Raw genomic sequence first — 26,246 nt, 5'->3', positions numbered from 1 at the left:
TCACGAGGGACCGGGCCACAGCCGTGTGCGGCTCCCGGACGGGCTCTTGGCCGGGCTCAGTCGGTGATGTACTGACGCAGCCCCGGCACCGTCAGCGTGCCGCCGAACTGGCCGGCCTGCGTGACCTTCACCTTGGTGAAGTGGATGAACGGGATGTTCAGCGGCGGCGGGTGCTCCGGGTCGAACGTCACCGGGATCAGACCGAGCAGGTTGCCGGAGATGCTCTCGGTGTACATCACCGTCTTGCCGTCGGTGATGGTGGACTTGGAGCCCTTGGCCGCCTGCACGTGGTGCGTCTTGCCGGACTGCTTGTCCTTGACGAGCTGGTGCAGGTCGCCGATCTCGGTGCCGTCGGAGATGACGTACTTCAGCACCTTCTTGGTCTTGCCGCCGGCGGTCTTCACCTCGACGATGCCCTGGTAGTCGGCACCCCTCAGGGTCAGCGAGCTGGCCTCCAGGAACCAGGGGTCGTCGGGCACCAGGATCTTGTTGTCGATCCCGCCCTCGTCGTCCGTGGCGGCGGGGCAGTCCTCGGGGTCCGGTGTGGCGCTCTCGGACGGGCTCGGCGAGGCAGTGGCCTCGTCGGCCGCCTCCTCGGCCGCCTCGGAAGCGCCCTCGGCCGCCTCGGACACCGTCCCGGTCGTGTCCCTCACGGTGTCCTCCACCGTGTCGGTGACCTTGCCGGCGGCGTCGTCGGCGGTCTCCTGGGCGGTGTCGGAGGTGTCCTCGCCGTCCTCGGACGGCGACGGCTCGCTCGCGCTCTCGGACGCCGAGGCGGACGGCGTCGGGCTCGGGCTCTCCGTCTCCTGCTCACCGCCGGTGAAGATGCCCGTGATCGCGTCGCCGATGTCCTCCAGCAGGTTGCCGCCGCTCTCGGACGCCGACGGCGCCGGAGTGGCCGCGTCGCCGGACTGTGCCTCGCTCGACTTGCTCGGGGAGGGTGCGGGCGCGGGCTCCGCCGCGTCGTCGGAACCTGAATCCGACGAGGAGGAGTCACCCGAAGCGCCCGAGGAACCCGAAGTGCCCGTGGAGTCCGAGGAGTCCGAGGAGTCCGAGGAGTCCGAGGATCCGGACGAATCCGAGGATCCGGACGAATCCGAGGATCCCGCGGAGGCCGACGGTGACGGGGTCGGCCCCGCCGCTTCGTCTGCGGACTCGTCGGCCTCCGGAGACGGTGACGCGGACGCGTCGCCCTCCAGAGCCGCCACGCAGTCCTTGTACTCGTCGGCCGTCAGGCTGTTGGCGAGCGGCGTCGGCTGCTCGTCGGCCAGGGCCAGCGTCGGCGTGAACCCCATGCCCATGAGAACCGCGGTCGGCATCGCCGCCATGGCTATCGCTTTGCCGGCCGGCATCTGCAGTCTGGTGAACAGCGGCTTCTTGGGCGCCGCGTGGCGGGGGCCCGTTCTCGCCCGTGCCGGGGCCGCAGGGATCTGCTCGCGGTCCGCTTCAGCCGACACGGTTCCCTCCGATACGGTCCTCGACCCGCAGGCCGTCCCCCTCGCCGTCGTGGCCGGGGCCGGAGTCGGCGGGCGTGTGGTGCGGCGGGAACGGCTGTCCCGGCTCCACGGCGGTGCCCTCGGCACCGGGGAAGGGGGCGCCCTCGCCCGTCGGGCCCTCTTCGGCGTCCTGCGGCCCGGTCGCCCCGGGCAGGCCCTTGGCCGGCACCCACGAGACGGCGAGCGCGCCCCCGATCATCGACAGCAGGAAGCCGATGAGGAAGCCTCCGATGTTGGAGACCACCAGCGACACCAGAGCGAGGATGATCGCCGCGACACCGGCGAAGACCCGCGTGACCTGCTGGAACCACATGGTCAGGCCCAGCGTGATCAGCAGGACCCCGATGATGAGGGAGCCGGCACCCGCGGTGGTCGCCATGGTGAGCGACATGGTTCCCAGCTTCAGGGTGGCGTAGGGGAAGTAGGCGATCGGCACCCCGCCGAGGATGGTGAACAGCCCTGCCCAGAACGGCCGACTGCCCCGCCAGTCACGGAATCGCCGACGCAGCCGGGTGAAGGTCCCGGCGCTCTGGACCGGAGTCTCGGCACTCATGGAAAACAGCTCCCTCGGTCCGGTGGAGGTACGTACCGGCTCGGCCGTAGGCGTTCAGAAGCCGGAAGGTGTGAGTCTGTGATGATGGGCCCGGCAAAAACGGCCGGGCCGGGACCGCGGGGCGGGGAAACCGTGACTTCCCCGCCCCTGCGGGACGGCTCAACCGCCCCGCGGTACCCGTGACAGGGAGGCTGTCAGAAGCACTCCATGTCCTTGTCCGTGCCAAGACGCATCGACAGGCCGTTGAGCGTGAAGGTGCCCGCCGTGGTCGCCCACGCCGTCTGCTCCACGTTCGTGAGCGTCGCCTTCCTGGCCTGCTGGGCGAAGCCGCCCGGCAGCACGCTCTCGCCCTGCTTGACCTCGGGGCCACGGGTCTTGTCCTTGACCGCGACGCCGATGTCGATGTCCTCGAACTTCGCGTCGGCGTCGAGCTGGGCGACGTCGATGTAGAGGTTCTCCGCCGTGACCGGCTTGCTCTTCCCCGCCTCAAGGCGGAGATAGATGGTGCCTATGCCGGGGATCGGCGTCGCCACCGACTGGCACATGTTGGTGATCTTCGCGTCCTTGAACGACGAGATCGCGACCGGGACCTTCTTCTGCTTCTTGCCCTCGACCGTCTCGTAGGCGGTGTCGATGCCGCCGTACTGGGCGAAGCCCGTACCTTCGAGGTGACCGGCCTTCACCTTGAACTGCTGGCCGGAGACACTGAACGACGCGGCCAGCGCACCCTGCGCGAGCCCGACACCCACCGCCGCGGCCGCGGCGACGCTGGGCACCATGACCACAGCGAACCGCTTCCATCTGGTCCCGCCACGCACCTGGGACTCCATATTTCCTCCTTCTCGGACGTACATCTCCTGGTCCCGGCTGCCGCAGAACGCTCGACGGCTCAGCCGGGCAGGGATGGGAGAAGTGCTACGTCCTCGGGAAGGAGAGCGCCCGCGCTCGGTGGCGCGCACCGCGCCCGAATCACCGGCGATCACCCCCGAGCGACAACCACTGGTCGCGCCTGACACGCATCACGCACAACCTTGCTGGACAGGCTTCGCCGGATGAGCGAAGACCCCCCTGCCCAAGAGCCGGCGCCACTGCCGCCGACTCTGCTCGGTGGGGACCCAGGAACTCCCGTGACCCGACCGGCTGTCGGGGTGCGGGAATGGACCGAGCGTGGCCGATCGTGGTGCATTCTCGCCGCCCGCACAAGGGGCTTCGTTACTCGGTAGTAACGGCCGGATAACCGAACAACGACCCGCCGGTCTCGAACCACGACGCAGGGTTGCGTCTAGCGACCGGATAAATCCAGGTTTCAACGGACAGAATCCGGCAGAACGACGCCCATGACTTACCCGCAGTAACTGCGGCCGCGATTACCAAGATTTGGTAAAGCGCGGCCGCAGAGACACTCTTTCGGAAGGTTCTTTCACTCGGGTAACACGCGCGATCGCGTTTAGTGACTGGTCAGAACAGTGCTCGGGCCAGTGCCCTGCGTGCCGCCGCCACCCGCGGATCCTCGGCGCCCACGACCTCGAACAGCTCCAGCAGCCTCAGTCGTACGGTGTCCCGGTCGTCACCCACCGTGCGCTGCACGGTCTCGATGAGCCGCCCGAAGGCGTCCTCGACATGCCCGCCCACCAGATCCAGGTCGGCGGCGGCGATCTGCGCCTGCACGTCGGCGGGCTTCTCGGCGGCGTCCCTGCGCGCCTGTTGAGGGTCGAGCCCCTGCACCCGCTGGAGCAACTCGGCCTGGGCGAGCCCGAGTTTGGCCTCGCTGTTCGCCGGGTCCTCACTCAGTACGTTCTTGTAGGCCTGGACGGCGCCGCCCAAGTCGCCCGCGTCCAGGGCCTGTACGGCGGCCTCCAGCAGCGCGTCGTACGGCCCGGCCGGCGTGGCCGGAGCGGGCTGGGCGCCACCCGGCTCGGCGTCCGGATCGACGGCGAGACCGGTGAGGCCGAAGCGCTGTTCGGCGACGGTGACGAGCTGGTCGAGCGTCTGACGGATCTGCGCCTCGCTCGCCGCCCCCTGGAAGAGCGGCAGCGCCTGCCCGGCGACGACGGCGAACACGGCGGGGATGCCCTGCACGCCGAACTGCTGCATCAGCATCTGGTTGGCGTCGACGTCGATCTTGGCGAGGAGGAACCGGCCGTTGTACTCGACGGCCAGGCGCTCCAGCACCGGGCTCAGCTGCTTGCAGGGCTGGCACCACTCGGCCCAGAAGTCGATGACGACCGGCACCTCGGCGGAGCGCTGCAGGACCTCCCGCTCGAACCCGGCCTCATCCACATCGATGACGAGGTCCGCGGGCGACACCGCCCCTCCCCCGCCCTGCCGGGCGGTCTCGGCACGCGCCTGCTCCGCCTTCGCCTTGGCCTCCTGGGCCGCCTTCACCGCGGCGAGGTCGACGACTCCGCTCATGGACATGTTCCGTGGCTGCATGCGTCTATCCTCCCCCGTTCGGTGCGCACTGTGAAAAGCGGTGTGGAAGCCGGGTCGGTCATGTGTGGTTCGACGCCGGGTCCCCACCCCGCGTCAGTGGTCATCGCTTTCGCTACGAGTCGTAGCGTAATGGCAGCGCGGGTCCCGGGGACACCCCCCTCCCGTGATCTCCCTCACGGCGCCGCACAAACCCCACGCGCTTATGGTCGGGGCATGCAGAGCCGTCCCGCCGTCACCCGCCCCGGACGCCCGCGCAGCGCCGCCGCGGACGCCGCGATCCTGGCCGCGACACGGCAGGCGCTGGTCGAACTGGGCTGGTCCAAGCTCACGCTGGGAGACGTGGCCACCCGCGCCGGGGTTGCGAAGACGACGCTCTATCGCCGCTGGTCGGGCAAGAACGAGTTGGTCGTCGACGCGGTGGCCGAACTCTTCGACGAACTCCGGCTGCCCGACCGGGGCACCCTCGCCGCCGACATCGAGGGCGTCGTCCTGCAGTTCGCGGCGATCCTGGCGCGCCCGGAGGCGAAGAGCGGTCTGATGGCGGTGGTCTCGGAGTCGACGCGGGACGACGCCCTGCGTCAGCGCATCCGCGAGTCGATCGTGAACCGCCAGAAGGGCCTGGTCCTGGAGGGCCGGAGCAGAGCCCAGGCCCGCGGTGAGCTGCCGCCCGAGTCGGACCCGTCGGAGTCGGCGCGCACGGTCGACCTGATCTTCGACGTGATCGCGGGCGCGGTGGTGCACCGGGCTCTGGTGAGCGCCGAGCCGGTCGACACCGACTGGGTCACCGCCTTCACCCGGCTCCTGCTCAACGGCCTCACGGCATCAGCGGCCAGCTGACGGCTGTCCAGGGTCACGGCCGTCCCGAGTCACGGCCGGCGCAGGTCACCGAACCGCACGCGCCGCGCACAGCATTGCGGGCGCGGGGAGGAAAGGCCTCCTCCCCGCCTGATGTCACCCGGTCGGCTCAGAACCCCGCCGGCTCCGTGTACACCCCCCACTCCTCGCGCAGCACCCCGCAGATCTCACCCAGCGTCGCCTCGGCGCGTACGGCGTCCAGCATCGGCTCGATCATGTTGGCGCCCTCGCGCGCCGCGACGAGCATCGCGTCCAGCGCGGCCCGTACGGCTCGGTCGTCCCGGGCCTCCTTGCGCGCGCCCAGCACCCGTACCTGCTCGCGCTCCACCTCGTGGCTCACCCGCAGGATCTCCAGGTCGCCGGTGACGGAACCGGTGTGGGCGTTGACCCCGACGACCTTCTTGTCGCCCTTCTCCAGCGCCTGCTGGTAGCGGAACGCCGACTCGGCGATCTCCCCGGTGAACCACCCGTCCTCGATCCCGCGCAGGATTCCGGAGGTGATCGGCCCGATCGGGTGCTGCCCGTCGGGGTGTGCCCGCAGCCCGCGTTCCTTTATCTGCTCGAAGATCTTCTCGGCGTCCGCCTCGATCCGGTCCGTCAGCTGCTCGACGTACCAGGAACCGCCCAGCGGGTCGGCCACGTTGGCGACGCCGGTCTCCTCCATGAGGACCTGCTGGGTGCGCAGGGCGATCTCGGCGGCCTGTTCGGAGGGGAGCGCGAGGGTCTCGTCGAGGGCGTTGGTGTGCAGCGAGTTCGTCCCGCCGAGCACCGCCGCCAGCGCCTCCACCGCCGTACGCACCACGTTGTTGTACGGCTGCTGGGCGGTCAGCGAGACGCCCGCGGTCTGCGTGTGGAAGCGCAACCACTGCGCCTTCTCGCTCTTCGCCCCGTACACCTCCCGCATCCACCGTGCCCAGATCCGGCGCGCTGCGCGGAACTTGGCGATCTCCTCGAAGAAGTCGACGTGCGCGTCGAAGAAGAAGGACAGGCCGGGGGCGAACACGTCCACGTCCAGCCCGCGCGACAGGCCCAGCTCGACGTACCCGAACCCGTCCGCCAGCGTGTACGCCAGCTCCTGCGCGGCCGTCGAACCGGCCTCGCGGATGTGGTAGCCGGAGACGGACAGCGGCTTGTAGGCGGGGATGCCGGCCGCGCAGTACTCCATGAGGTCACCGATGAGGCGCAGGTGCGGCTCGGGCTGGAAGAGCCACTCCTTCTGGGCGATGTACTCCTTGAAGATGTCGGTCTGCAGCGTGCCGTTGAGCACACCCGGGTCGACGCCCTGACGCTCCGCCGCCACCAGGTACATGCAGAAGACGGGTACGGCCGGGCCGCTGATGGTCATGGACGTGGTCACATCGCCGAGCGGGATGTCCTTGAACAGGACCTCCATGTCGGCGGCCGAGTCGATGGCGACACCGCAGTGCCCGACCTCGCCGAGCGAGCGCGGGTCGTCGGAGTCGCGGCCCATGAGCGTGGGCATGTCGAAGGCGACGGAGAGACCGCCTCCGCCGTTGCGGAGGATCATCTTGTAGCGCTCGTTGGTCTGCTCGGCGTTCCCGAACCCGGCGAACTGCCGGATGGTCCACGTCCGCCCCCGGTAGCCGGTGGGATACAGCCCGCGGGTGTAGGGATACTCGCCGGGCCACCCGATCCGCTCGAAGCCCTCGTACCTGTCTCCCGGCCGGGGCCCGTACACCGGCTCCACGGGATCCCCGGAGAGCGTCGTGAAGTCCGCGTCGCGCTTGCGTGCGGAGTCGTACCGGGCCTGCCAGCGGCGGCGGCCCTCCTCGATGGCGTCAGCGTCCATACCCTCGAATTTACTAGGACGTCCTAGTAAATGTCGATGGGAGAACCGCCGTACGCGTGCGTACGGCGGTTTCGTCAGGCCTTGGCGACGGCCGGGGCCGGCTCACCGATCAGCGGTTCGACGCTGCGCGTGACCTTGCGCTCGACGAAGAAGGCGGCGAAGGGGATCGTCCCGGACAGCAGCACCCACAGCAGCTTGCCGAACGACCACTTGGCCTTGGAGCCGAGGTCGAAGGCGAAGATCAGGTAGATGATGTAGAGGAAGCCGTGCACCTGGGAGACGGCGAAGGTGACGTCCTCGCCCGTGTCGAAGCCGTACTTGAACACCATGCAGGTGCACAGCACGAGCAGCATGACGGCGGTGACGTAGGCCATCACCCGGTAGCGGGTCAGGACGCTCTTCTTCATGCGTACGAGCGTAACCACCCGTTCCGGAAGATCTTGCCCCGGCCCCGGGTCAGCCCTCGTCGAAGTCGTGGGCCGCGATCCTGAGCGGTCGCAGCATCGCGAAGATCTCCGCGCACTCCTCGGCGTCGTACACGCCGAGGCCGAAGTCCATCGCCATCAGGTCCCGGGTGGCCGCCTCGACGACCTCGCGGCCCTTGTCGGTGATGGAGGCGAGGGTGCCGCGCCCGTCGTTGGGGTTGGGCCGCTTGTCGACCAGGCCCGATCTGACCAGCCGGTCGACGGTGTTCGTCACCGAGGTGGGGTGCACCATGAGACGCTCGCCGATCTTGGACATCGGCAGTTCGCCGGCCTTCGAGAAGTTGAGCAGCACCAGGGCCTCGTACCGCGCGAACGTCAGCCCGTACGGCTTGACCACCGCGTCGACCTCGGCGAGCAGGATCTGGTGTGCGCGCATGATCGAGGTGATGGCGGCCATGGACGGCACATTGCCCCAGCGCTGCTTCCAGAGTTCGTCGGCGCGGGCGATGGGATCGAAGGGAAGACTGAGCGGCTTCGGCACGGGACTGACCTTACCGGCCGGTCACATGGTGGTCAGCCCCGTCTCGCCCATCGGTCGCACCCTTACCCCGGCACCGTCTCCCGCACCTCGAAGACCGCGGTCCACCGGTCGTCGTGCAGACAGGCGTTCATCGGCTCGACCAGGGCCGAGTGGTCGGGGTCCGTCCGCCACCGCTTGACGGCCTCCAGGCTTTCCCACTCGCTGGTCAGCAGCCACCGGGCCGGGTCGTCCAGCGAGCGGCACAGCTGCTCACCGAGGTGGCCGGGAAAGCGCAGGGCGCGCCGGAGCACGCCCTGATAGGACTCGACGAAGTCCGCCTCCCTGCCGTCCCGCACCCGCAGCAGCCGCACTACACGCACGCGTTCCATGGCGCTCCCGTCAGGACGGGTCGAGGACGACGGGGAGTTCCGCGAGGCCGCGGAAGGCGGGGAACGGCACCGTCAGCCACCGCGCGTCCTCGGGCGCCACGTCCAGGGTCATGCGGGGGAAGCGTCCGAACAGCGAGCTGAGGGCGGTGTGCATCTCCAGGCGGGCCAGCGGCGCGCCGATGCAGTAGTGCGGGCCGTACCCGAAGGCCAGGTGCGTGGCCTGGACGTTCTTGCGCCGCACGTCCATCTCGTCGGGCGCGGCGAACATCTCCGGGTCGCGGTTGGCCCCGGTGATGGAGATCTGCACCAGCGCACCCTTGGGGATGAGCTGGTCGCGGAGCACGATGTCCTCCTTCGCCCAGCGGAAGGTGGAGTTCTCCACGGAGGTCTCGAAACGGAAGATCTCCTCGATCGCCGAGGTCAGGGATGTCGCGTCGCGGAGCGCCAGTTCCTTCTGGTCGGGGCGGCTGAGCAGGTGGTAGACGGCGTTGCCGATCTGGTACGCCGTCGACTTGTGGCCCGCGAAGAGCAGCACCCACGCCGTGGACACGAGCTCGTGGTCGGTGAGGGCGCCCTCCTGGTCCTGGGCGGTGACGAGCGCGCTGAGCAGGCCGCCGTCGGGCTCGCTCCTCTTGCGTGCGCACAGCCCCACCAGATAATCGCGCAGGTTTCCCTCCGCGATTTCCAGCGCCTTTCTCGCTTCCGGTCCGAATCCGGTCTGAGCGACGGTTGCCGACCATTCCTGAGCCTGTTTGCGCTCGTTTTCCGGGACGCCCAGGAGCTCGCAGATCACATGCATCGGGAGCGGGAAGCAGAACTCCGGGAGCAGGTTCACCGGGCCCGATGTCGGGCATTGGTCCAGGAGATCGTCGGTGATCTGCTGGATACGCGTCCGCAGTGATTCCACCCTTTTCGGCGTGAAGGTGCTTCCGACGATCCTGCGGAGCCTGGTGTGTTTCGGCGGATCCGAGAACAGCATGTTGTCGTCCAGCGCGATCGACGAGTCACCGAAGATGCGGTGGTAGGCGTCGATGGCCCCGTACATGTCCTTGCTGAGCCTGGGGTCGGCCAGGGCCGCGCGGGCGTCGTCGTACCGCGTGATCAGGTACGTATCGACGCCGTGGGGCGGTGACAGCGGGCAGACGGGCGCCTTTTCCCTGAGCGTGGCGTACACGGGGTGCGGGTTGGCGCGGAACTCCCGGCTGCAGGACGAGGCCGCGGCCGCGGCCTCCTCGGGCGACAGTGCCTCGGATTCCTCGGATGCGAACGCTTGCGTCATTACCTGTCCCGGGGTAGGCGTGGTTTCCGGCGGTCGGATTCCGTCGGTCATGCCACGGTTTCCCGGGCGGCACCGCGGCGCAAACGGCACTGCGCCATACGGGTCGGCTCGTCTCTCGACGTGTGGGCCGGAGTCCGAACTGGTAAACATCGTCGACGTGAGTGGACACGAAGCGGAATCGGTACCAGTTCTCATTGTCGGCGGATCCCTGGTGGGTCTTTCCACTTCGGTTTTCCTGGGGCGCCTCGGAATCGAGCACATGCTCGTGGAGCGGCATGCCGCCACGTCGACGCACCCGCGTGGGCGCGGCAACAACGTGCGCACCATGGAGATCTACCGGACCGCCGGCCTGGAGTCACGTATCCGGCAGGCGGCCGGTGTGCTCGCCGGGAACGACGGAATCCTCCAGGTCGACACCCTCACCGGAAAGCAGCGCCGCTGGATCATCGGGGACATCGCCGGCGGCATGGACGTCACCCGGGTCAGCTCCTCGGACTGGTGCCTGTGCAGCCAGAACGACCTGGAGCCCGTGCTGCTGGACTACGCCCGTCAGCAGTGCGCCGACATCCGCTTCGGTGCCGAGATGCTCTCCTTCACGCAGGACGCGAACGGGGTACGGGCCCAGGTCATGAGCCGGGACACCGGTGAGACGTACACCGTGGACGCCGGCTTCCTGGTGGCCGCCGACGGCCCCCGGAGCCCCGTCCGCGGCGCGCTGGGGATCAGCCAGTCGGGGCCGGGCGAGCTGTTCCACAACGTCAGCGTCACCTTCCGGAGCCGGACGCTGAGGAACCACGTCGGAGAGAAACGATTCGTCGTCTGCTACGTCACCGACCCCGCGGGTGAGGGTGCCCTGCTGCCGGTGGACAACGAGGAGCGCTGGGTGATCCACGTTCCCTGGTATCCCGACCGGAACGAGGAGCTGGAGGACTTCACCGACGAGCGGCTGGCGGCCCACATCCGCGCCGCGGTCGGGGTGGCCGACATCGACGTCGAGATCACCGGCAGGGCCCCCTGGCACGCCTCGAAGCGGGTCGCCGACAGCTACGGCGAGGGCCGGGTCTTCCTGGCCGGTGACTCGGCCCACGAGATGCCGCCCACCGGGGCGTTCGGCTCCAACACCGGCATCCAGGACGCCCACAACCTCGCCTGGAAGCTGGCCGCGGTGCTGCGCGGCTGGGCCGGGCCGCGGCTGCTCGACTCCTACGGCGGTGAGCGGCGCCCCGTCGCCCTCGCGACCGGCACCCGCGCGTGCGTCCAGGCGGCCGACGAACAGCACCCGGGGTTCAGTCCCGCCGCGGGCCGCAACAACGACCCGGCGGACCTGATGACCGTCGCCCTGTGCTACCGGTACGCCTCCGACGCCGTGGTGGGCGCCCCGTCCGAGCGGCCGATCGTCCCCGACGCCTTCCACCTGGGCGGCGAGCCGGGCAGCCGCGCCCCCCACATGTGGGTCATGAGGGACGGGGAGCGGATCTCCACGCTCGACCTGTACGAGCGCACCTTCGTGCTGGTCACCGGGTCCGGGGGGCACAAGTGGCGGACCGCGGCGGAGAAGGCCGCCTCGAACCTCGGCGTCCCGGTCGAGGTGTACCTCGTGGGCACGGGGCCCGACCACGACCTCTGCCCCGAGGCCGACGCCGACTGGGCCGAACTGCACGGCACGGCCGAGGACGGTGCGGTCCTCGTACGCCCGGACGGCTTCGTCGCCTGGCGGGCGGACGCGGCGATGCCGGACGCCGACCGTGTCCTGACGCAGGTGCTGCAGACGGTGCTCTGCCGCGACTGACCTCCCTGCCGGACTGCGCGGACCGCGCTTCGGGCGGGCCGCACCTTCCGGCCTGCCTCCACCCCACTCACCCCGAGGACGTTGTTATGAGCCTTGCCGGACGCGTCGACGTCCATCACCACTTCACCGCTCCCGCCTGGCTGGACTGGGCCGAGGAACGAGGCGTGGTCGACCGCGAGAAGCTGCCCTGGTGGACCCGCTGGGACCTGGGCACGGCCCTGGAGGTCATGGACAAGACGGGCATCGAGACCTCCGTGATGACCGTCGCGATGCTCGGCCGGTTCCGGGAGCGCGCCGAGCGCAAGGAGAGCGCACGCATCGCCCTGCGGGCCGCGGCCGAGGTCGTCGAGAGCCACCCCCGGCGCTTCGCCTTCTTCACGCCCGTGTTCCTCGACGACCTCGAACTCTCCGAGTGGAGCGTGCGGCACGGGCTCGACGAGCTCGGCGCCGTCGGGGTGAGCACCCGCACCAGCGTGGACGGCGCGGTCCTCGGGGACGAGTCGCACGACCGCCTCCTGCGGGAGCTGGACGAACGTTCCGCGGTCATCAGCACGCACCCCATGGAGGTGCCCGCCGGAGGCAGGGACGGCGGTGCGGCACTGCCGGGGATGCCGCCCTTCGTGTGCGACTTCCTGATGGACACCACCCGCGCGGCCGTCAACCTCATCAGGAACGGCACCCTGGACCGCTATCCGAACCTCAGCTTCGTCCTCCCGCACGGCGGTGGCTTCCTGCCGTACATGGCCACCCGGCTGGAACTCTTCGGCGGGCGCATCACCCCGGCCATCGAGCCCGGCCGGGTCCGTGACTACCTGCACCGGTTCTACTTCGACACGGCCGGCCCCATGTCCCCCTCGGCGACGCCCACGCTGCTGGCCACGGTGGACCCGGGCCGCATCCTGTTCGGCACGGACTGGCCGCCCACCCCGGCGCATGTCATCGCCGACAGCGTGGCGCCCGCGCTGGACAGCGATCCCTTCCTGACGGAGCAGCAGCTGCAGGACATCAACCGGGAGAACGCGCTGCGGCTGATGCCGGCGCTCGCGCGCTGAGCGAACGCGGCACGCAGGCCGCCGCCCGCACCGATCCGGCGCGGGCGGCGGCCTGCCTGGTTCAGTCGCGCTGCCAGTGGTAGAAGCGCCGCGCCATCGCGTCCCTGGGACCCCGCCAGGTCTGCGGGTCGTACGGACTGACGAACGCTTCGAGCCTCCTGCTGATGTCGACGAACTCGGGGTGCCCGGCGACCTTCGCGATGGCGGGGCCCGGGTCCTGTTCGGCTTCGATGAAGTGCATGTACACATCGCCGAACTGGAAGAGGGAACGCTGGGTCACACCGACGAGGTGCGGGAGTTCGCCGCGGTCGGAGTCCGCGAAGACGCCGGCGATGTCCGGTGCCGACTGCGGGGCCATCCTGGCGACGATCAGGGCGTGGTGCATGAGTTCTCCTCGGGCGACGGTGTCGCTCAGGCCGGGGTGCTGGAGGGGGACCGCTGCTCGCCCGCGGCCTGCTCGACCCGGTCGCGGATGAGGGCCATCTGGATGGGCGAGTTGCGGTTGATGATGTCCGTCATCCCGGCGTCGTCGACCGGGGCATCGGGCTTCATGGCGAAGTCCTGCGTCCAGTGCATCCGGGTGCCGGCGGGAGTCTCCTCGTACTCCCACACGATGTTCATGTACTCGAACGGGCCGGTCTCGACCCGCCGGGCCCGCACGACGAGCTTCTCGCGGTCGGCGACCCGCTCCGAGACCCAGCTCCACACCTTGCCGTTCTCGTCCGGGTGCATGGTCAGACGGAAGGTGACCGTGTCGCCCTCGCGGGACAGCACCTCGCAGGAGGCGTACTCGCTGAACAGCTGCGGCCACCGCTCCAGGTCGTTCGTCATGTCCCAGACGAGGTCGACGGGTGCGGCGATGGTGATCTCGTTCTCGGTGTGTCCAGGCACGTCAGGCTCCTGTCGTGAGTGCGCCGTTGACGAGGTCGAGGAAGGCGCGGGGGCTCTTGCTGCGCTCCGCGTCGGTGGGCAGCGCCCGGCCGTGCCGGTTCTCCAGCTCGCCCACGATGCCGAGGAGACCGAGCGAGTCCAGGCCGAAGTCGGCGAAGGGGGCGTCCGCGCGGGCCCGGAGGTCCTGCGGGTCGACGCTCACGCCGGCGGCCTTCTTCATCAGCGCGGCCAGTTCCTCGACGGTCAGTCGGGTCGCTTCGGTGGTCATGTCCGTTCTCCTTGTCGTACCGGTGGTGAGGGTGGGTGCCGCCGGGCCGGTGCTCGTCCACGGCGCCGGCCGGGCGGCAGCCGTTCTAGAGGGGGACCCCGGGGCCCTTGCGCAGCACCAGCGCCGCGTTGGAGCCCATCAGGCCCCTGCTGAGGATCAGCGCGGTGCGCAGTTCGGCGGGACGGGCCGTGCCGGTCACCAGGTCGATGTCGTGGCAGATGTCGAAGACGCCCGGTGTCGGGGGGATCTGCCCGTGCTCCATGGCCAGCACCGCGGCCACGATGTCGAGCAGGGGCGCCCCGCAGTAGGACCGTCCGATGCCGGTCTTGGGGGCCGTGACCGGCACCCGGGTGCCGTGCGGGCCGAGGGCGTCGGCGAGGGCGAGCGCCTCGGCGCGGTCCGCCTCGGGTACGCCCAGGGCGTCGGCGAAGACCACGTCGATCTCCTCCGGGGCGCAGCCGGCCTCGTCGAGGGCGCCGCGGACGGCCTGCGCGAGCCCTTCCCGGGACCGGTCCCAGCGCGAGGCCCCGGTGAAGGTGGCGGCGTGTCCCGCCACGGTGGCCCGTACGGGCGTGGCGCGGCGCCGCGCCCGGTCCAGGTCCTCGACGATCAGTACGGCACCGCCCTCGGCGGGTACGAAGCCGCAGGCCGCGGAGGTGAAGGGGCGGTAGGCGCGGGCCGGGTCCTCGACGGTGCTGAGCTCGCGATAGCCGAGCTGGCAGACCCCGGAGTACGGGGCGAGCGGCGCCTCGGCCGCCCCGACGACGACCACGTCCGTGCCCCGCTGCACGGCCCGGGCGGCGTACGCGACGGCGTCCAGGCCGCCCGCCTCGTCGCTGGCCACCACCCCGCAGGGTCCCTTGAAGCCGCTGCGGATGGAGATCTGCCCGGTGCTGGCCGCGTAGAACCAGGCGATCGACTGGTAGGGCCCGACGAACCGGGACCCCTGCCCCCAGAGTTTCTGCAGTTCCCGCTGGCCGAACTCGCCGCCGCCGGATCCGGCCGCGGTCACCACGCCGACGGAGTACGGCGAGTCGGCGGCGGTGGTGCTCAGTCCCGCGTCCTTGAGGGCGGCGTCGGCGGCGGCCAGGGCGTAGTGGGTGAAACGGTCGGTCTGGACGAGGAAGGTCTCCTCGATGAGCGCCGACGGGTCGAATCCGCGGACCTCGCCGGCGACGCGGAGGGGGAGGTGCTCGCAGCCCTCCCTGGTTATTCGGTCGAGGACGCTCGCGCCCTCCTTGACGGACTTCCAGTAGGTGTCGGGGTGCAGGCCGTTGGGCGCGACCACGCCCATGCCGGTGACGGCGGTCTGCCGGGTGCGTATGCCACTACCACTCATCGTTTCCTCCCAGCCGGCCCCGTCAGGAGCACCGCGGACTGGAACCCGCCGAAGCCGCTGCCCACGGAGAGCACGTTGTCGAGCCTGCGGGAGCGTGCGGTGCGCGGGACGTAGTCCAGGTCGCACTCCGGGTCCGGGGTCTCGTAGTTGGCCGTCGGCGGGACCACCTGCCGGGCCAGGGCGAGGACGCAGGCGACGACCTCGATCGCGCCGATCGCGCCCAGCGAGTGGCCCACCATGGACTTGATCGAGCTCATGGGGGTGTCGTAGGCGTGGGCGCCCAGGGACTTCTTGACCGCGGCGGTCTCGTGCCGGTCGTTCTGGCGGGTGCCGGAGCCGTGCGCGTTGACGTAGTCGATCTCGGTGGGGTCCACGCGGGCGTGGGCGAGCGCCTCGTCGATGGCGCGGGCCATCTCCAGGCCCTCACTGGTCAGACCGGTCATGTGGTACGCGTTGCCGAAGGTGGCGTAGCCGCCGATCTCGCAGTAGACGTGCGCGCCGCGTGCCCGTGCGTGCTCCAGTTCCTCCAGGACGAGGACGGCGGCGCCCTCGCCCATGACGAACCCGTCGCGGCGGGCGTCGAAGGGCCGGGAGGCGTGTTCCGGGTCGTCGTTGTTGGGCGACGTGGCCTTGATGGCGTCGAAGCAGGCCATGGTGATCGGGGAGATCGGGGAGTCCGAGGCCCCGGCGATGCAGAGGTCGGCGCGGCCCTCCTCGATGGTCTGGAAGGCGTAGCCCACCGCGTCGAGTCCGGAGGTGCAGCCGGTGGAGACGGTCTGCACCGGCCCCTGGGCGCCGAAGCGTTCGGCGACGTCGGCCGCGAGGGTGCTGGGCGAGAAGGCCCGGTGCAGCTCGGGTTCGGCGGCGCGGTGGTCGACGTCCCAGCGTCGGCCGCGCTCGCTGACCAGGACGTAGTCGTGCTCCAGGCGGGTCGTGCCGCCCACCGCGCTGCCCAGGGACACGGCCACGCGCCAGGGGTTCTCCGCGGCGAAGTCGACGCCGCTGTCGGCCACGGCCTCGGCGGCGGCGACCTGGGCGAACTGGATGTACCGGTCTGAGCGTTCCACCAGCTCGGGGTCCAGGCCGTGGGCGAGGGGGTCGAAGTCGCACTCGGCGGCGATGCGGGAGCGCAGTCCCTTGGGGTCGAACAGGGTGATGCCACGTGTCGCGGTACGGCCGCTCGCGAGGAGGTCCCAGAACGCGGGGACCCCGATGCCTCCCGGAGCGACCACACCTATGCCGGTGACCGCCACCCGCCGGGTCACGACAGGACCCCCGGTCGTTCGGGCTGCCCGTCCTCCTCCTGGACGAGGGGGTACGCCTTGATGTCGTCGCTGATCTCCGGGGCCTCGGTGTCGACGTGGCCGAGGCTCGGCTTGGGCGCGAGCGGGCCCAGATGGAAGACCATGCGGGCTTCCTCGTCGCCGACGTTGCGGAACCGGTGCCGCATGTTGATGGGGATCATGAGGCCCTGGTCGGAGCGGAGAGGAAACGTTTCGCCATCCAGGTCGACCTCCAGCCGGCCCTCGACGACGTACACGAACTCCTCGGAGTAGGGGTGGTAGTGCTCGCTGATGCGTTCGCCGGGCCGCATGATGGCCAGGCCCATGAAGCCGCTCGTGGCGCCCACCGTGACAGGGGTGAGCAGGGTGCGCAGGTCACCGCCGCGCTTGCGGTTGGGCTCGATCTCTCTCACGTCCACGACGCGCGGGCGCATCTTCTCCATGCTTGTGTCTCCAGGTCGTTCGATGGGGTGTCGGTCCCTGCGCGGTCAGGACTGCGCAGCCCTGCGGTCGGTGATGAGCCTCATGTCGGCGTGCGTCAGGAGACGGGTCGCGTCCCGCTCGCCCGTGGGCGGTTCGGTCACGCCGAGGGCGGCGCCGTCGAGCAGCCGTGCCAGTACCGCGGCCTTCCTGGGGCCGTGGACGCCGAGCGCCCGGACCGGGTCGGTCTCGGGGTCGCCCGTCACGTCGATGAGGCGGACGACGATGTCCTCGCGCTGGAAGACGGTGCTGCGGTGCACGGGGCTCGCGGGGTCGGCCGCCGCGGTCTCGTCCTGCCGGGAGAGCAGCCGGGCCAGGGCCATCCCGCAGCCCTCACGGGCGGGGTAGTAGAGGGCGTGCCGGGTGATGCCGTCCGGTTCGGGGCCGCCGCGGGCCACGTGGTGGACGGCCGGCATGGCGGCGCGGACGAAGAAGGCCCGCGCGGACTCGGGGTCGGTCAGATCCCGGTGCTGCTCCAGATGCGGGTTGAGGGCCTCCTCGACGGCCCGCACCTCGGGCTGCCGCGAGACGTGGCGCAGCGCCGCCGTCAGGTCGCCCTCCACCTCGACGGTGCGCACGACCCGGTTGCCGTGCATGAAGAGGGTGGTGCGGCGCAGCCGTGTGGAGTCGTCGACGCGGGACTCGGGCGGCGCGTAGCCGGCGAGGATCTCGGCGACCTTGGACTCGGAGCCGGGCTTGACGGTGAAGGTCAGGGCGTGGCGCGTGACGCCGTCGCCGAGTCGTGCGGATGGCTGGAGGCCGCCGATGCCCGGGCGGGCGCCGCCGGTCTCACGGACGATGCCGTAACGCATCGACCTCAGTTCTCGGACGCAGTTCTGCAGGGGCTTGACCGTTTCGAGGTGCTCTTCACTGTTCACCCAGGCGAGGTACGGCGGGGCGGTCGCCCATTCGCTCGTGATGAGCCACTGGGACGGGTTCTCCAGCGACTGGCACAGCTGGTCACCGAGGTGGCCGGGGACCGAGGCGACTCGGTCGCGCATCTGCTCGTACGCGTCGAGGAACTCCTCCTGGGCGCCTTCGTGGAGGTCGACCAGAAGGGTGACGCGCATCCTGGAGCCGTCGAACGCCGACTGGGAGGTGTAGGGCGAAGTGGTCATCCGGCAGACCCTTCCTTCGCGGGAGCAAGCGGCGGCCGTCCGTGTCCCACCAGCGCGAACTCCGGTCGGCCCTGAGCCTTCATCGTGTGTGAGCGGCACGGGGGGCGCGAGCCATGCGGGCCAATTGAGGGAACTGCCCGCCGTTCGCCGGTGGTCCGTTCGCAGCTGCGGCCGGACGGCGGAAGGCGCGGGCGCACCTGCCGACACGGCGTCAGGCGCTCGGCACGAACCCGAAGGGGCGGTCGGCGACGTGCTGTTCGCGCGGCGCCGGGCGGCGGCGGGCGTCCGGCGGGACGGCAAGTGCCGTCAGAGGCGGAGCGGTTGAAGGGCGCGGCCAAAAAAAGAGAACCCCGGCCCGTGGGGCCAGGGTTCTCACTGCGCTGCGGCGGCCGGCGGCTACGGCGCGAGGTACCGCTCCACCGTCTCCACCTTGGACGTCAGGCCGTCCGTCACGCCGGGTCGGATGTCCGCCTTGAGCACGAGCGACACGCGCGGCGCCCGAGCCTCTACGGCGGCCACGGCACTCCTGACGACGTCCATGACCTCGTCCCACTCACCTTCGACGGAGGTGAACATCGCGTCGGTGCGGTGGGGAAGGCCGGACTCGCGGACGACGCGCACGGCGTCGGCGACGTACTCCCCCACGTCCTCGCCGACACCGAGCGGGGTCACGGAGAACGCGACGATCATGCGTTGACGATCCCTTCCTTGCGGGCGCGGGAGGCGATGACCGCGTTCTCGGCCTCGCGCCTGAGCTTGCGCTCGGCGAAGAAGCCGCCCGCCGGGAGGACGGAGAGGACGAAGTAGAGCGCCGCGATCTCCAGCGGCCACTTGGTGCGGTTCCAGGCGTCCGCCCAGAAGACCACGTACAGGACGAAGAGGATGCCGTGGACCGCGCCCATCACCGGCACCGCGTTGAAGTCGGTGGTCCGCTTCAGCACCGAGCAGACGAGCAGGACGAGGAACGACACCGCCTCGGGGGCCGAGACGAGGCGGAGGCGGCGGAGGGCGGTGGCGGTCTTGATGTCCACGGGTCACCTTCGGGGGGAGAGAAGCGGGTCGGCTCGAAACAGCTTGTGAACACAAGCACAAGCGCTCGCCCATTGTGGCAAACCCTGATGAACGACTCTGGCCCGGGGTGGCGGTCGGACGGGTGACACACCTCACGCCGGACGGCACCCGCGAAAGATCCGCAAGGACGGGCCCTCAGGGTGTGGTCAGGGACGAAGTCCACCCACGGGATCTGTCGGCGGCAGCGACCTGCGGCTACCTTCACTCCGTGGCGATGTTCCGACTCCAGGGCAGCAAGGTGCTCGCCGTCGACATGACCGGGGACGCCGTGAAGGCGAAGAACGGCTCCATGGTCGCGTACGACGGTCAGATGGCCTTCAAGAAGATGAGCGGCGGCGGTGAGGGCATCCGGGGGATGGTGACCCGACGCCTGACCGGTGAGCAGATGACGATGATGGAGGTGAAGGGGCACGGCACCTGCTGGTTCGCGGACCGCGCCTCCGAGATCAACCTGGTGAACCTCCAGGGCGACAAGCTGTACGTCGAGTCGAGCAACCTGCTCGCGACGGACGCGGGCCTGCGGACCGGCACGTCGTTCACGGGGCTGCGCGGTGCCTCGCAGGGCAACGGGGTGTTCACGACCACCGTCGAGGGGCACGGCCAGGCGGCGATCATGTCGGACGGGCCGGCCGTGGTGCTGCGGGTCAGCGCGCAGTACCCGCTGACCGTCGATCCGGGGGCGTACGTCGCCCACCAGGGGAATCTGCGGCAGTCCTTCCAGTCCGGCGTGACCTTCCGCACCCTCTTGGGCGAGGGCGGTGGGGAGGCCTTCCAGATCCGGTTCGAGGGGGACGGCCTGGTGTACGTACAGCCGAGCGAGCGCAACACGATCGCGGGGGACGTCTGACATGGCCTTCCGCGAGATCAACTCCAAGATGGTCGAGGCGACGCTCGTGCCCGGCCAGCGGCTGTTCAGCCAGCGCGGCGCGATGCTCGCCTACAAGGGCGAGGTGTCCTTCACCCCCAACACGGCGGGCGGCCAGGGCGGCATCATGTCGATGATCGGGCGCAGGGTCGCGAACGAGGACACGCCGCTGATGACGGTCGAGGGCAGCGGCACCGTGCTCTTCGGGCACGGCGGCCACCACGTCCAGGTGATCAACCTCACCGGCGACACCCTGTGCGTCGAGGCGGACCGTCTGCTCGCCTTCGAGGGCACCCTCCAGCAGGGCACGATGTTCCTCGGCTCGCAGGGCGGGGTCATGGGCATGGTCCGGGGCCAGGTCAGCGGGCAGGGGCTGTTCACGACCACGCTCAAGGGGCATGGCGCCGTCGCCGTGATGGCGCACGGCGGTGTCTTCGAGGTCCCGATCACCCCCCAGCGCCCGGTCCACGTCGACCCCCAGGCCTACGTAGCCCACCACGGCGACGTCCGCAACAAGCTGTCCACCGCCCTGGGCTGGCGAGACATGGTGGGCCGCGGCTCCGGCGAGGCCTTCCAGCTGGAGCTGAGCGGCAACGGTGCGGTGTACGTCCAGGCGTCGGAGGAGAAGCTGTGAGCCACTACCCGGCCGGGGGTCCCGCCGTGTACGACCCCATGACCCTGCCCTGCGACGACAACGTCAACCCGTACACCTTCTGTGTGGAGCTCAAGGGGAGCCAGTGGTTCCTGCAGAAGGGGAAGATGATCGCCTACTACGGCTCGATGGAGTTCAACGGCGTCGGGCACGGCCGACTGGACCGTCTGGTCCGTACGTCCTTCCATTCGCCTCTGCACGCGAGCGACTGGGTCGTGGCGGAGGGCTCGGGGAAGATGCTGCTGGCCGACCGGGCCTTCGATGTGAACTCGTACGACCTCGAAGACGGCAATCTGACCATTCGCTCCGGCAACCTGCTCGCTTTTCAGCCAACTCTTGCCCTCAAGCAGTCGATCGTGCCGGGATTTCTGACACTCATCGGAACCGGAAAGTTCGTGGCCGCATCTAACGGTCCAGTGGTGTTCATGGAACCCCCGATCCGGGTGGACCCGCAGGCGCTCGTCGGCTGGGCCGACTGCCCCTCGCCGTGCCACCACTTCGACCATGGCTACATGACCGGCGTAATGGGCGGTCTACGTGCACTGACAGGCCTCGGAGGGGCCTCCGGAGAGGAGCACCAGTTCGAGTTCGTCGGAGCCGGCACCGTGCTGCTCCAGTCCTCCGAGACCCTCATGGCCGAGCACGCCACGGGGGCCGTTCCGCCGGAGGCCGGAGTGCCCGGCGGCGGGACGCACACAGGCCCTTCACATCAGGCCGGGGCACCGCGCCTTCCCGGACAGCTGGGGGACCTCCAGCGTCGCTTCGGGCTGTGAGCGGTAGTCTGCGGAGTGTGACATCGAACGTGTGCGCACACGGTCATGTCACAGAAAACCCTCACTAGTTCGCCTTTCAACTTCTTAGGTAGACTTCATTCATGGAGACCGAGACGGCCACTCGCTGGCTGACCGATGCGGAGCAGTGCGCCTGGCGCACCCACCTGGAGGTCAACAGGCTGTTGACGTACCAGCTCGAAAAAGACCTGCAGCCGTTCGGCCTGACAATGAACGACTACGAGATCCTGGTGAATCTCTCCGAGTCGGAGGACGTACGGATGCGGATGAGCGACCTCGCTTCCGCCACCCTGCAGTCCAAGAGCCGCCTCTCCCACCAGATCACCCGGATGGAGAACGCGAACCTGGTCCGGCGCGAGAACTGCGAGTCCGACCGTCGCGGGCTCTACGCAGTGCTCACCGAACACGGCATGGAGACGATGCAGAAGGTCGCCCCGCACCACGTGGGGTCCGTGCGCCGGCACTTCATCGACCTGCTGTCCCCCGAGTCCCTGACCGAACTCGACAAGGCCCTGAAGCCGATCGCGGAGCACCTGCGCGGTCAGCGCGGGCGTCCGTGACCCGAGCCGACCCGGCGGCGCCTTCCGGCACCTACTGAACCGACGGCAGGCGGAGTTCGAACAGGGCTCCGCCCGTCGGTGCGCGGTCCACGGTGAGCGTGCCACCGTGCCGTACGGCGACGTCGCGGGCGATGGCCAGGCCCAGCCCGGCACCGCCCTCGTCCCGGCTGCGGGCCTCGTCCAGCCGCACGAACCGCTCGAAGATCCGCTCCCGGTCGGCCTCGGCCACCCCGTCCCCGTCGTCGGAGACGGCCACGACGGCCCACGCCCCCTCCCGGCACACGGTCACGGCGACCGTCGAACGGGCGTGCCGCTCCGCGTTGTCCAGCAGGTTGGTGAGCACCCGACCCACCTGCCCCCGCGACCCGGCGACCTCCACCGGCCGCGCCCGCACCGTCACCCCGGCCCGCCCCTCGGCCTGCTCGCGGGCCAGCGCGCCCAGGTCGAACCGCTTCTCCTGGGGCCGCTCCCCCGCGTCCAGGCGGGCCAGCAGCAGCAGGTCGGCCGCCAGGTCCTGCAGGCGTACGGTGTCCTGCACCGCGCCGTCCAGGTCGAGCAACTCGGGGTGGGCGGCGCCCACTTCGAGCTGGGTGCGCAGCGAGGCGATGGGGCTGCGCAGTTCGTGCGAGGCGTCGGCGACGAACCGGCGCTGGCGTTCCACGGAGGCCTCCAGGGCGGCCAGCGTCTCGTTGGTGGTCAGGGCGAGCCGGGCGACCTCGTCGTGCGTGTCCGGTACCGGAACGCGGCGCGCGAGATCCTCGGAGGCCGTGATCGCGGCCATCTCGCCGCGGATGCCCTCCACCGGGCGCAGGGCCCGCCGGGTGACCAGCCAGGTGACGCCGGCGACCACGCCGAGCAGCAACGGGAAGCCGATCAGCATGACGGTCAGCGCGGTCCTGACGGCGCTCTGCTCGGCGGAGAGCGGCGCGCCCGCGTACACGGTGAGCGTGCCCCTGCCCTCGACCTCGACGTGGACGGCCGCGAAGCGGTAGTCGCCGCTCTCGCCGTCGAGCGTGGCGGTGCCGTCGGTGAAGGTGGTGTGCTCGCTGATCTCGCCCGGGCGAAGGGACTCGGTGGTGGAGTCGTCGTCCCAGTCGCCGGAGGCCGCGGGGCCGGAGTCGTCCGCGTCGTCGTCACCGTCGTCGGGGTCCTGGGCGTTCGGGGCCTTGGTGGGCGACGGCTGCGGCCGTACCGCTTCGGTGCCCGTGCCGCTGATCCGTTCCAGGTCCCCGCTGGCCGCGATCAGCCTCCCGTGCTCGTCGACGACCTGGACCGGCTCGTCGTTGTCCACCGACAGCGGTTCGCCCGCCGGCGCGATCGCGATCTCGGTGGCCACGGTCCGCGCGGTGCGCTCCGCCTCGGTGCCGGCCTGCCCGATCAGGTTGGACCGCAGCGACAGCAGTACGGCGGTGCCGGCCACGACCAGGGCCACCGCGACCACCAGCGTGGCGGCCAGCGTCGCCCGGGAGCGGACGGAGCCGAACAGACGGCCCGTCACGGTGATGCCTCCAGCCGGTAACCGGCGCCCCGGACCGTGCGGATGAGCCCGGCGCGCAGCTTGCGGCGCAGGGTGCTGACGTACACCTCGACGATGTTGGGATCGCCCTCGTAGGCGAAGTCCCAGACGTGCTCCAGGATCTCGGCCTTGGACACCACTTCGCCGGCCCGCAGCACGAACTGCTCCAGCACCGCGAACTCCTTGGCGGTGAGGGCCACTTCGTCGTCGCCGAGGAAGACGCGGCGGGCGGCGGTGTCGACCTTGAGGTCGCCGTGGACGTGCACGGGCGAGGCGCCCGCGCCCTGTCCGCCGCGCCGCAGCAGCGCTTTCACCCGGGCGACCAGGACGACGTACGAGAACGGTTTGGTGAGGTAGTCGTCGGCGCCGGTGTCCAGCCCCTCGGCCTCGTCGTACTCGCCGTCCTTGGCGGTGAGCATCAGGATCGGCACGTCCTGGCCGGCGGCGCGCAGTGCGGCACAGACCCGGTAGCCGTTCATGCCGGGCAGCATGATGTCGAGGATCACCAGGTCGTACGACCCCTCCGAGGCCCGGTACAGCCCTTCCCGCCCGTCGTGGACGACGTCCACGGCATAGCCCTCGGCCGACAGTCCCCGGGCGAGGGACTGGGCCAGGCGTCTTTCATCCTCGACGATCAGCAGGCGCATGCGTACAGCCTGGCAAAGCGAAGCTGAAGATCTCTTCAGGGGGCTTCAGGTTCCGCTCAGCGTCGGTTCGGCAGATTGGTTCCCGTCGAAACGAAGCGCCACGAAGCGACTCGGATCGACGGCAATCGCACCGACTCGGGAGGGAACCTCATGAAGCGCAACATCGTCATCGCCACCGTCACCGCCGCGGCGCTGATCGGCGGCGGCACCGTCGCGGCCTACGCCTCCGGTGGCGACGACAGCGCGAGCACCCAGCGCCAGTCGAACGTACGGGTCGCCGACGACCGCGACGACACCGCGGACGACACCGCGGAGGACCGGGCGGATGACACCGCCGACGACCGGGACGACGCCGCCGAAGCCGCGGCGCAGACCCGCACCGCGAAGGTGACCGCCGCCGACGCGATCGCGGCCGCGCTGAAGCACACGCCGGGCACGGCCGTCGCCGCCGACCTGGACGACGACGGCTCGAACGTCTGGGAGGTGAACGTCGTCGAGGGCGACGGCGCCGAGTACGACGTCCGGGTCTCCGCGGACGACGGCAAGGTCCTCGGTGCCCAGCGCGACGACGATGACGACAACGACGGCCGCGAGGACCTGGCCGCGCTGAAGGGTGCGAGCGTGGACGCCCGCGAGGCCGCAGAGGCCGCCGCGGCGAAGGGTGCCGTCAACGACGTCGACCTCGACGACGACGGTCCGGCTGCCTGGAGCGTCCAGACCGCGAAGGGTGAGTGGAAGGTCGACCTGAAGACCGGCAAGGTCACCCAGGACCAGGACGGTCAGGACGACCGCGACGGCGACGACGACTGACGCCGGTCCGCCGCCACGGCACCCCCGTCCCCCACGTCCGCAGGGGCGCCCCCGTGATGGGTGGCGCCCCTCGCCGCTGCGGCGGCCGCGAGCAGTGTCACCGCGCCGGCCGTCGCGAAGCTCCAGCCCGTCGACAGCGGTCCGACCAGGACTCCGGCGACCGCGGCGCCGGCCGTGCCGCCCGCGTTGACGGCGGTGTTGACCCAGGCTCCGGCCTGCACCCGGACCTCGGGCGCCGAGGTCTCGTCGGCGATGAGGTACGCCGTGGTGATGGCCGGTGCCACGAAGAGCCCGGCGACCGCCATGAGCGCCGCGAGCGTGCCGAGTCCCGGAGCGAGCCCCGCGCCGAGCAGCGCCAGCCCCAGGCCCGCCGCCAGCAGGGGCAGCCGTACCGCGGCCGAACTGCGCCAGGCCACCGCTCCGTTGACGAGCCCGCCGACGGCGCTTCCGGCGGACAGGGCGGCGAGCACCCAGGCCACGCTGTCGTCGCCGTGCCCGTGTCCCTCCGCGAACGCCACGACGAGCAGATCCGCCACACCGAGGGCGAGTCCGACGCCCGCGGCGGCGATCACGGGCCGCCGGACCCCGCGCAGCACCCGGCGCCGGCCCTTGCCGCGCGACGCGGCCCTCCCGTCGCCGGGCCGTACGTCCCGCACCGCCGGCGACGACACGAACGCCGCCGTTCCCGCGGCCATCAGCGCCGCTCCGACGATGATCCCGACGGCCGGCGGCGCTGCGCCGACGACCACGCCGACCAGCAGCGGGCCGGAGACGAAGAGCAGTTCCTCGGCGACGCCGTCCAGGCTGTAGGCGCGCTGCAGCAGCGCACGCTCCGGGGCGAGCCTGCCCCACACGGCACGCATGGTCGGCCCCAGCGGCGGGGTGCAGGCCCCCGCGGCGGCGGTCAGGGCACCCAGGAGGAGCGGTGAGGCGGCGCCCGGGCGCCAGACGGTCACCGTCAGCAGACCGAGCAGCGCGACGTAGGCCCCGGCCATCGGCACGAGCGCACGGCGTGGCCCGTGCCGGTCGATCAGGGACGCCCTCACGGGCGACAGAAAGACGCTGGTCCCGGAGAACAGCGCCATCACGACACCCGCCACCGCGTACGACCCGCAGGCCCGGGTCACGGCGAGCATCACGGACAGCGGGACGATCCCGTACGACAGCCTGCCGGTCAGGGCGGCGGCGAAGGTACGGCGGGCATGGGGGATGCGCAGCACCCGCGCATAGGAAGCAGACATGGTGGTTCCTCGAAGGAGGCGTGAAAGGGGACACCGAGGAGCCACGGGAGCGGAGTGCTCGGACCGTGGCTCGGTGTGCGCCCTACGCCAAGGAGAGGAACATGTCGATCAAC

At 70.5% G+C, this 26,246-nt stretch carries 29 protein-coding genes; 8 read left to right on the top strand and 21 right to left on the bottom strand.

Features of this window, described 5'->3' with window-relative positions:
• Positions 1-56: 56 nt before the first annotated feature.
• The 4 genes from ACWCPI_RS22515 to ACWCPI_RS22500 all read right to left on the bottom strand — a co-directional run bounded on the left by ACWCPI_RS22515 (position 57) and on the right by ACWCPI_RS22500 (position 4,482).
• Positions 57-1,457, bottom strand: coding sequence for a hypothetical protein (locus ACWCPI_RS22515; RefSeq protein ID WP_451039775.1), 1,401 nt, complete (start codon positions 1,455-1,457; stop codon positions 57-59).
• The gene (locus ACWCPI_RS22510; protein WP_451039774.1) at positions 1,447-2,049 is read right to left on the bottom strand and encodes a DUF6114 domain-containing protein; all 603 of its coding nucleotides are present in this window, start codon (positions 2,047-2,049) and stop codon (positions 1,447-1,449) included. Before ACWCPI_RS22510 ends, ACWCPI_RS22515 begins: the two co-directional genes overlap by 11 nt.
• A gap of 194 nt (positions 2,050-2,243) precedes the next feature.
• Positions 2,244-2,879 (bottom strand): DUF6230 family protein, encoded by a 636-nt coding sequence (locus tag ACWCPI_RS22505; protein WP_451039773.1) that lies wholly within the window; start codon positions 2,877-2,879, stop codon positions 2,244-2,246.
• Positions 2,880-3,507: 628 nt separating this feature from the next.
• Positions 3,508-4,482: a tetratricopeptide repeat protein gene (locus ACWCPI_RS22500; protein WP_451039772.1), complete on the bottom strand. Its 975-nt coding sequence runs from the start codon at positions 4,480-4,482 to the stop codon at positions 3,508-3,510.
• Positions 4,483-4,695: 213 nt separating this feature from the next.
• Between ACWCPI_RS22500 and ACWCPI_RS22495 the strand changes: the two genes are divergently transcribed.
• The gene (locus ACWCPI_RS22495) at positions 4,696-5,319 is read left to right on the top strand and encodes a TetR/AcrR family transcriptional regulator (protein ID WP_451039771.1); all 624 of its coding nucleotides are present in this window, start codon (positions 4,696-4,698) and stop codon (positions 5,317-5,319) included.
• A gap of 127 nt (positions 5,320-5,446) precedes the next feature.
• On the opposite strand, the gene ACWCPI_RS22490 is transcribed toward ACWCPI_RS22495, so the two are convergent.
• The 5 genes from ACWCPI_RS22490 to ACWCPI_RS22470 form a co-directional block, all read right to left on the bottom strand.
• On the bottom strand, positions 5,447-7,147 hold the full coding sequence (locus ACWCPI_RS22490; RefSeq protein ID WP_451039770.1) for an acyl-CoA mutase large subunit family protein: 1,701 nt from the start codon (positions 7,145-7,147) through the stop codon (positions 5,447-5,449).
• Positions 7,148-7,221: 74 nt separating this feature from the next.
• Positions 7,222-7,554, bottom strand: coding sequence for a DUF3817 domain-containing protein (locus ACWCPI_RS22485; protein WP_451039769.1), 333 nt, complete (start codon positions 7,552-7,554; stop codon positions 7,222-7,224).
• A 49-nt stretch (positions 7,555-7,603) separates the two neighbouring features.
• Entirely contained in the window at positions 7,604-8,113 is a 510-nt protein-coding gene (locus tag ACWCPI_RS22480) for a MarR family winged helix-turn-helix transcriptional regulator (protein WP_388801400.1), read from the bottom strand.
• A gap of 62 nt (positions 8,114-8,175) precedes the next feature.
• Entirely contained in the window at positions 8,176-8,481 is a 306-nt protein-coding gene (locus ACWCPI_RS22475; RefSeq protein ID WP_019758394.1) for an antibiotic biosynthesis monooxygenase, read from the bottom strand.
• A 10-nt stretch (positions 8,482-8,491) separates the two neighbouring features.
• On the bottom strand, positions 8,492-9,760 hold the full coding sequence (locus tag ACWCPI_RS22470) for a cytochrome P450 family protein (RefSeq protein ID WP_451039768.1): 1,269 nt from the start codon (positions 9,758-9,760) through the stop codon (positions 8,492-8,494).
• A gap of 157 nt (positions 9,761-9,917) precedes the next feature.
• Between ACWCPI_RS22470 and ACWCPI_RS22465 the strand changes: the two genes are divergently transcribed.
• Both ACWCPI_RS22465 and ACWCPI_RS22460 read left to right on the top strand, forming a co-directional pair.
• Complete coding sequence (locus ACWCPI_RS22465; protein WP_451039767.1) at positions 9,918-11,549, top strand: FAD-dependent oxidoreductase; 1,632 nt, start codon at positions 9,918-9,920, stop codon at positions 11,547-11,549.
• 86 nt (positions 11,550-11,635) lie between these two features.
• Positions 11,636-12,601, top strand: a complete 966-nt coding sequence (locus ACWCPI_RS22460; RefSeq protein ID WP_451039766.1) for an amidohydrolase family protein — start codon at positions 11,636-11,638, stop codon at positions 12,599-12,601.
• Between the two features lie 61 nt (positions 12,602-12,662).
• On the opposite strand, the gene ACWCPI_RS22455 is transcribed toward ACWCPI_RS22460, so the two are convergent.
• The 9 genes from ACWCPI_RS22455 to ACWCPI_RS22415 all read right to left on the bottom strand — a co-directional run bounded on the left by ACWCPI_RS22455 (position 12,663) and on the right by ACWCPI_RS22415 (position 19,011).
• Entirely contained in the window at positions 12,663-12,986 is a 324-nt protein-coding gene (locus ACWCPI_RS22455; RefSeq protein WP_388801414.1) for a TcmI family type II polyketide cyclase, read from the bottom strand.
• Between the two features lie 26 nt (positions 12,987-13,012).
• Positions 13,013-13,492 (bottom strand): SRPBCC family protein, encoded by a 480-nt coding sequence (locus ACWCPI_RS22450; RefSeq protein ID WP_019754342.1) that lies wholly within the window; start codon positions 13,490-13,492, stop codon positions 13,013-13,015.
• A gap of 1 nt (position 13,493) precedes the next feature.
• A complete protein-coding gene (locus ACWCPI_RS22445) occupies positions 13,494-13,760 on the bottom strand; it encodes an acyl carrier protein (protein ID WP_451039765.1) in 267 nt (88 codons plus the stop codon).
• 85 nt (positions 13,761-13,845) lie between these two features.
• Positions 13,846-15,099, bottom strand: coding sequence for a ketosynthase chain-length factor (locus tag ACWCPI_RS22440; RefSeq protein ID WP_451039764.1), 1,254 nt, complete (start codon positions 15,097-15,099; stop codon positions 13,846-13,848).
• The gene (locus ACWCPI_RS22435) at positions 15,096-16,364 is read right to left on the bottom strand and encodes a beta-ketoacyl-[acyl-carrier-protein] synthase family protein (protein WP_451039763.1); all 1,269 of its coding nucleotides are present in this window, start codon (positions 16,362-16,364) and stop codon (positions 15,096-15,098) included. The genes ACWCPI_RS22440 and ACWCPI_RS22435 overlap by 4 nt, the downstream gene beginning before the upstream one ends.
• Positions 16,361-16,825: a cupin domain-containing protein gene (locus ACWCPI_RS22430; RefSeq protein ID WP_451039762.1), complete on the bottom strand. Its 465-nt coding sequence runs from the start codon at positions 16,823-16,825 to the stop codon at positions 16,361-16,363. The genes ACWCPI_RS22435 and ACWCPI_RS22430 overlap by 4 nt, the downstream gene beginning before the upstream one ends.
• A 45-nt stretch (positions 16,826-16,870) precedes the next feature.
• Positions 16,871-17,980 (bottom strand): SchA/CurD-like domain-containing protein, encoded by a 1,110-nt coding sequence (locus ACWCPI_RS22425; RefSeq protein ID WP_451039761.1) that lies wholly within the window; start codon positions 17,978-17,980, stop codon positions 16,871-16,873.
• 396 nt (positions 17,981-18,376) lie between these two features.
• A complete protein-coding gene (locus ACWCPI_RS22420; protein WP_451039760.1) occupies positions 18,377-18,670 on the bottom strand; it encodes an MTH1187 family thiamine-binding protein in 294 nt (97 codons plus the stop codon).
• On the bottom strand, positions 18,667-19,011 hold the full coding sequence (locus ACWCPI_RS22415) for a DUF3817 domain-containing protein (protein ID WP_451039759.1): 345 nt from the start codon (positions 19,009-19,011) through the stop codon (positions 18,667-18,669). Before ACWCPI_RS22415 ends, ACWCPI_RS22420 begins: the two co-directional genes overlap by 4 nt.
• A 254-nt stretch (positions 19,012-19,265) precedes the next feature.
• On the opposite strand from ACWCPI_RS22415, the gene ACWCPI_RS22410 reads away from it, so the two are divergent.
• The 4 genes from ACWCPI_RS22410 (at position 19,266) to ACWCPI_RS22395 (ending at position 21,919) form a co-directional block, all read left to right on the top strand.
• Positions 19,266-19,898 carry an AIM24 family protein gene (locus tag ACWCPI_RS22410; RefSeq protein ID WP_451039802.1) on the top strand — a complete coding sequence of 211 codons (633 nt, stop codon included), beginning with the start codon at positions 19,266-19,268 and terminating at the stop codon, positions 19,896-19,898.
• A gap of 1 nt (position 19,899) precedes the next feature.
• Complete coding sequence (locus ACWCPI_RS22405; protein ID WP_451039758.1) at positions 19,900-20,550, top strand: AIM24 family protein; 651 nt, start codon at positions 19,900-19,902, stop codon at positions 20,548-20,550.
• Positions 20,547-21,341 carry an AIM24 family protein gene (locus ACWCPI_RS22400; protein WP_451039757.1) on the top strand — a complete coding sequence of 265 codons (795 nt, stop codon included), beginning with the start codon at positions 20,547-20,549 and terminating at the stop codon, positions 21,339-21,341. The genes ACWCPI_RS22405 and ACWCPI_RS22400 overlap by 4 nt, the downstream gene beginning before the upstream one ends.
• A gap of 101 nt (positions 21,342-21,442) precedes the next feature.
• Positions 21,443-21,919: a MarR family winged helix-turn-helix transcriptional regulator gene (locus ACWCPI_RS22395; RefSeq protein ID WP_451039756.1), complete on the top strand. Its 477-nt coding sequence runs from the start codon at positions 21,443-21,445 to the stop codon at positions 21,917-21,919.
• A 31-nt stretch (positions 21,920-21,950) separates the two neighbouring features.
• On the opposite strand, the gene ACWCPI_RS22390 is transcribed toward ACWCPI_RS22395, so the two are convergent.
• Both ACWCPI_RS22390 and ACWCPI_RS22385 read right to left on the bottom strand, forming a co-directional pair.
• Positions 21,951-23,417 (bottom strand): sensor histidine kinase, encoded by a 1,467-nt coding sequence (locus tag ACWCPI_RS22390; RefSeq protein WP_451039755.1) that lies wholly within the window; start codon positions 23,415-23,417, stop codon positions 21,951-21,953.
• The gene (locus tag ACWCPI_RS22385; protein ID WP_451039754.1) at positions 23,414-24,082 is read right to left on the bottom strand and encodes a response regulator transcription factor; all 669 of its coding nucleotides are present in this window, start codon (positions 24,080-24,082) and stop codon (positions 23,414-23,416) included. Before ACWCPI_RS22385 ends, ACWCPI_RS22390 begins: the two co-directional genes overlap by 4 nt.
• Before the next feature lie 150 nt (positions 24,083-24,232).
• Here ACWCPI_RS22385 and ACWCPI_RS22380 point away from each other — a divergent pair, with 150 nt between their 5' ends.
• Positions 24,233-24,892 carry a PepSY domain-containing protein gene (locus ACWCPI_RS22380; protein ID WP_451039753.1) on the top strand — a complete coding sequence of 220 codons (660 nt, stop codon included), beginning with the start codon at positions 24,233-24,235 and terminating at the stop codon, positions 24,890-24,892.
• Here ACWCPI_RS22380 and ACWCPI_RS22375 read toward each other — a convergent pair.
• Positions 24,862-26,133 carry an MFS transporter gene (locus ACWCPI_RS22375; protein WP_451039752.1) on the bottom strand — a complete coding sequence of 424 codons (1,272 nt, stop codon included), beginning with the start codon at positions 26,131-26,133 and terminating at the stop codon, positions 24,862-24,864. The genes ACWCPI_RS22380 and ACWCPI_RS22375 overlap by 31 nt on opposite strands.
• Positions 26,134-26,246 lie beyond the last annotated feature (113 nt).

The organism is Streptomyces sp. NPDC001920, assembly GCF_053594495.1.
The sequence above is the reverse complement of the archived record's forward strand: the minus strand, read 5'-3'. Positions and strand labels throughout refer to the sequence as shown.

Excerpts from the sequence above, each read along its gene's own strand:
- ACWCPI_RS22510 (WP_451039774.1), bottom strand. The coding sequence starts at position 2,049 with ATGAGTGCCGAGACTCCGGTCCAGAGCGCCGGGACCTTCACCCGGCTG.
- ACWCPI_RS22505 (WP_451039773.1), bottom strand. The coding sequence starts at position 2,879 with ATGGAGTCCCAGGTGCGTGGCGGGACCAGATGGAAGCGGTTCGCTGTG.
- ACWCPI_RS22500 (WP_451039772.1), bottom strand. The coding sequence starts at position 4,482 with ATGCAGCCACGGAACATGTCCATGAGCGGAGTCGTCGACCTCGCCGCG.
- ACWCPI_RS22495 (WP_451039771.1), top strand. The coding sequence starts at position 4,696 with ATGCAGAGCCGTCCCGCCGTCACCCGCCCCGGACGCCCGCGCAGCGCC.
- ACWCPI_RS22490 (WP_451039770.1), bottom strand. The coding sequence starts at position 7,147 with ATGGACGCTGACGCCATCGAGGAGGGCCGCCGCCGCTGGCAGGCCCGG.
- ACWCPI_RS22485 (WP_451039769.1), bottom strand. The coding sequence starts at position 7,554 with ATGAAGAAGAGCGTCCTGACCCGCTACCGGGTGATGGCCTACGTCACC.
- ACWCPI_RS22475 (WP_019758394.1), bottom strand. The coding sequence starts at position 8,481 with ATGGAACGCGTGCGTGTAGTGCGGCTGCTGCGGGTGCGGGACGGCAGG.
- ACWCPI_RS22470 (WP_451039768.1), bottom strand. The coding sequence starts at position 9,760 with ATGACGCAAGCGTTCGCATCCGAGGAATCCGAGGCACTGTCGCCCGAG.
- ACWCPI_RS22460 (WP_451039766.1), top strand. The coding sequence starts at position 11,636 with ATGAGCCTTGCCGGACGCGTCGACGTCCATCACCACTTCACCGCTCCC.
- ACWCPI_RS22455 (WP_388801414.1), bottom strand. The coding sequence starts at position 12,986 with ATGCACCACGCCCTGATCGTCGCCAGGATGGCCCCGCAGTCGGCACCG.
- ACWCPI_RS22445 (WP_451039765.1), bottom strand. The coding sequence starts at position 13,760 with ATGACCACCGAAGCGACCCGACTGACCGTCGAGGAACTGGCCGCGCTG.
- ACWCPI_RS22440 (WP_451039764.1), bottom strand. The coding sequence starts at position 15,099 with ATGAGTGGTAGTGGCATACGCACCCGGCAGACCGCCGTCACCGGCATG.
- ACWCPI_RS22430 (WP_451039762.1), bottom strand. The coding sequence starts at position 16,825 with ATGGAGAAGATGCGCCCGCGCGTCGTGGACGTGAGAGAGATCGAGCCC.
- ACWCPI_RS22425 (WP_451039761.1), bottom strand. The coding sequence starts at position 17,980 with ATGACCACTTCGCCCTACACCTCCCAGTCGGCGTTCGACGGCTCCAGG.
- ACWCPI_RS22420 (WP_451039760.1), bottom strand. The coding sequence starts at position 18,670 with ATGATCGTCGCGTTCTCCGTGACCCCGCTCGGTGTCGGCGAGGACGTG.
- ACWCPI_RS22410 (WP_451039802.1), top strand. The coding sequence starts at position 19,266 with ATGTTCCGACTCCAGGGCAGCAAGGTGCTCGCCGTCGACATGACCGGG.
- ACWCPI_RS22405 (WP_451039758.1), top strand. The coding sequence starts at position 19,900 with ATGGCCTTCCGCGAGATCAACTCCAAGATGGTCGAGGCGACGCTCGTG.
- ACWCPI_RS22395 (WP_451039756.1), top strand. The coding sequence starts at position 21,443 with ATGGAGACCGAGACGGCCACTCGCTGGCTGACCGATGCGGAGCAGTGC.
- ACWCPI_RS22385 (WP_451039754.1), bottom strand. The coding sequence starts at position 24,082 with ATGCGCCTGCTGATCGTCGAGGATGAAAGACGCCTGGCCCAGTCCCTC.
- ACWCPI_RS22380 (WP_451039753.1), top strand. The coding sequence starts at position 24,233 with ATGAAGCGCAACATCGTCATCGCCACCGTCACCGCCGCGGCGCTGATC.
- ACWCPI_RS22375 (WP_451039752.1), bottom strand. The coding sequence starts at position 26,133 with ATGTCTGCTTCCTATGCGCGGGTGCTGCGCATCCCCCATGCCCGCCGT.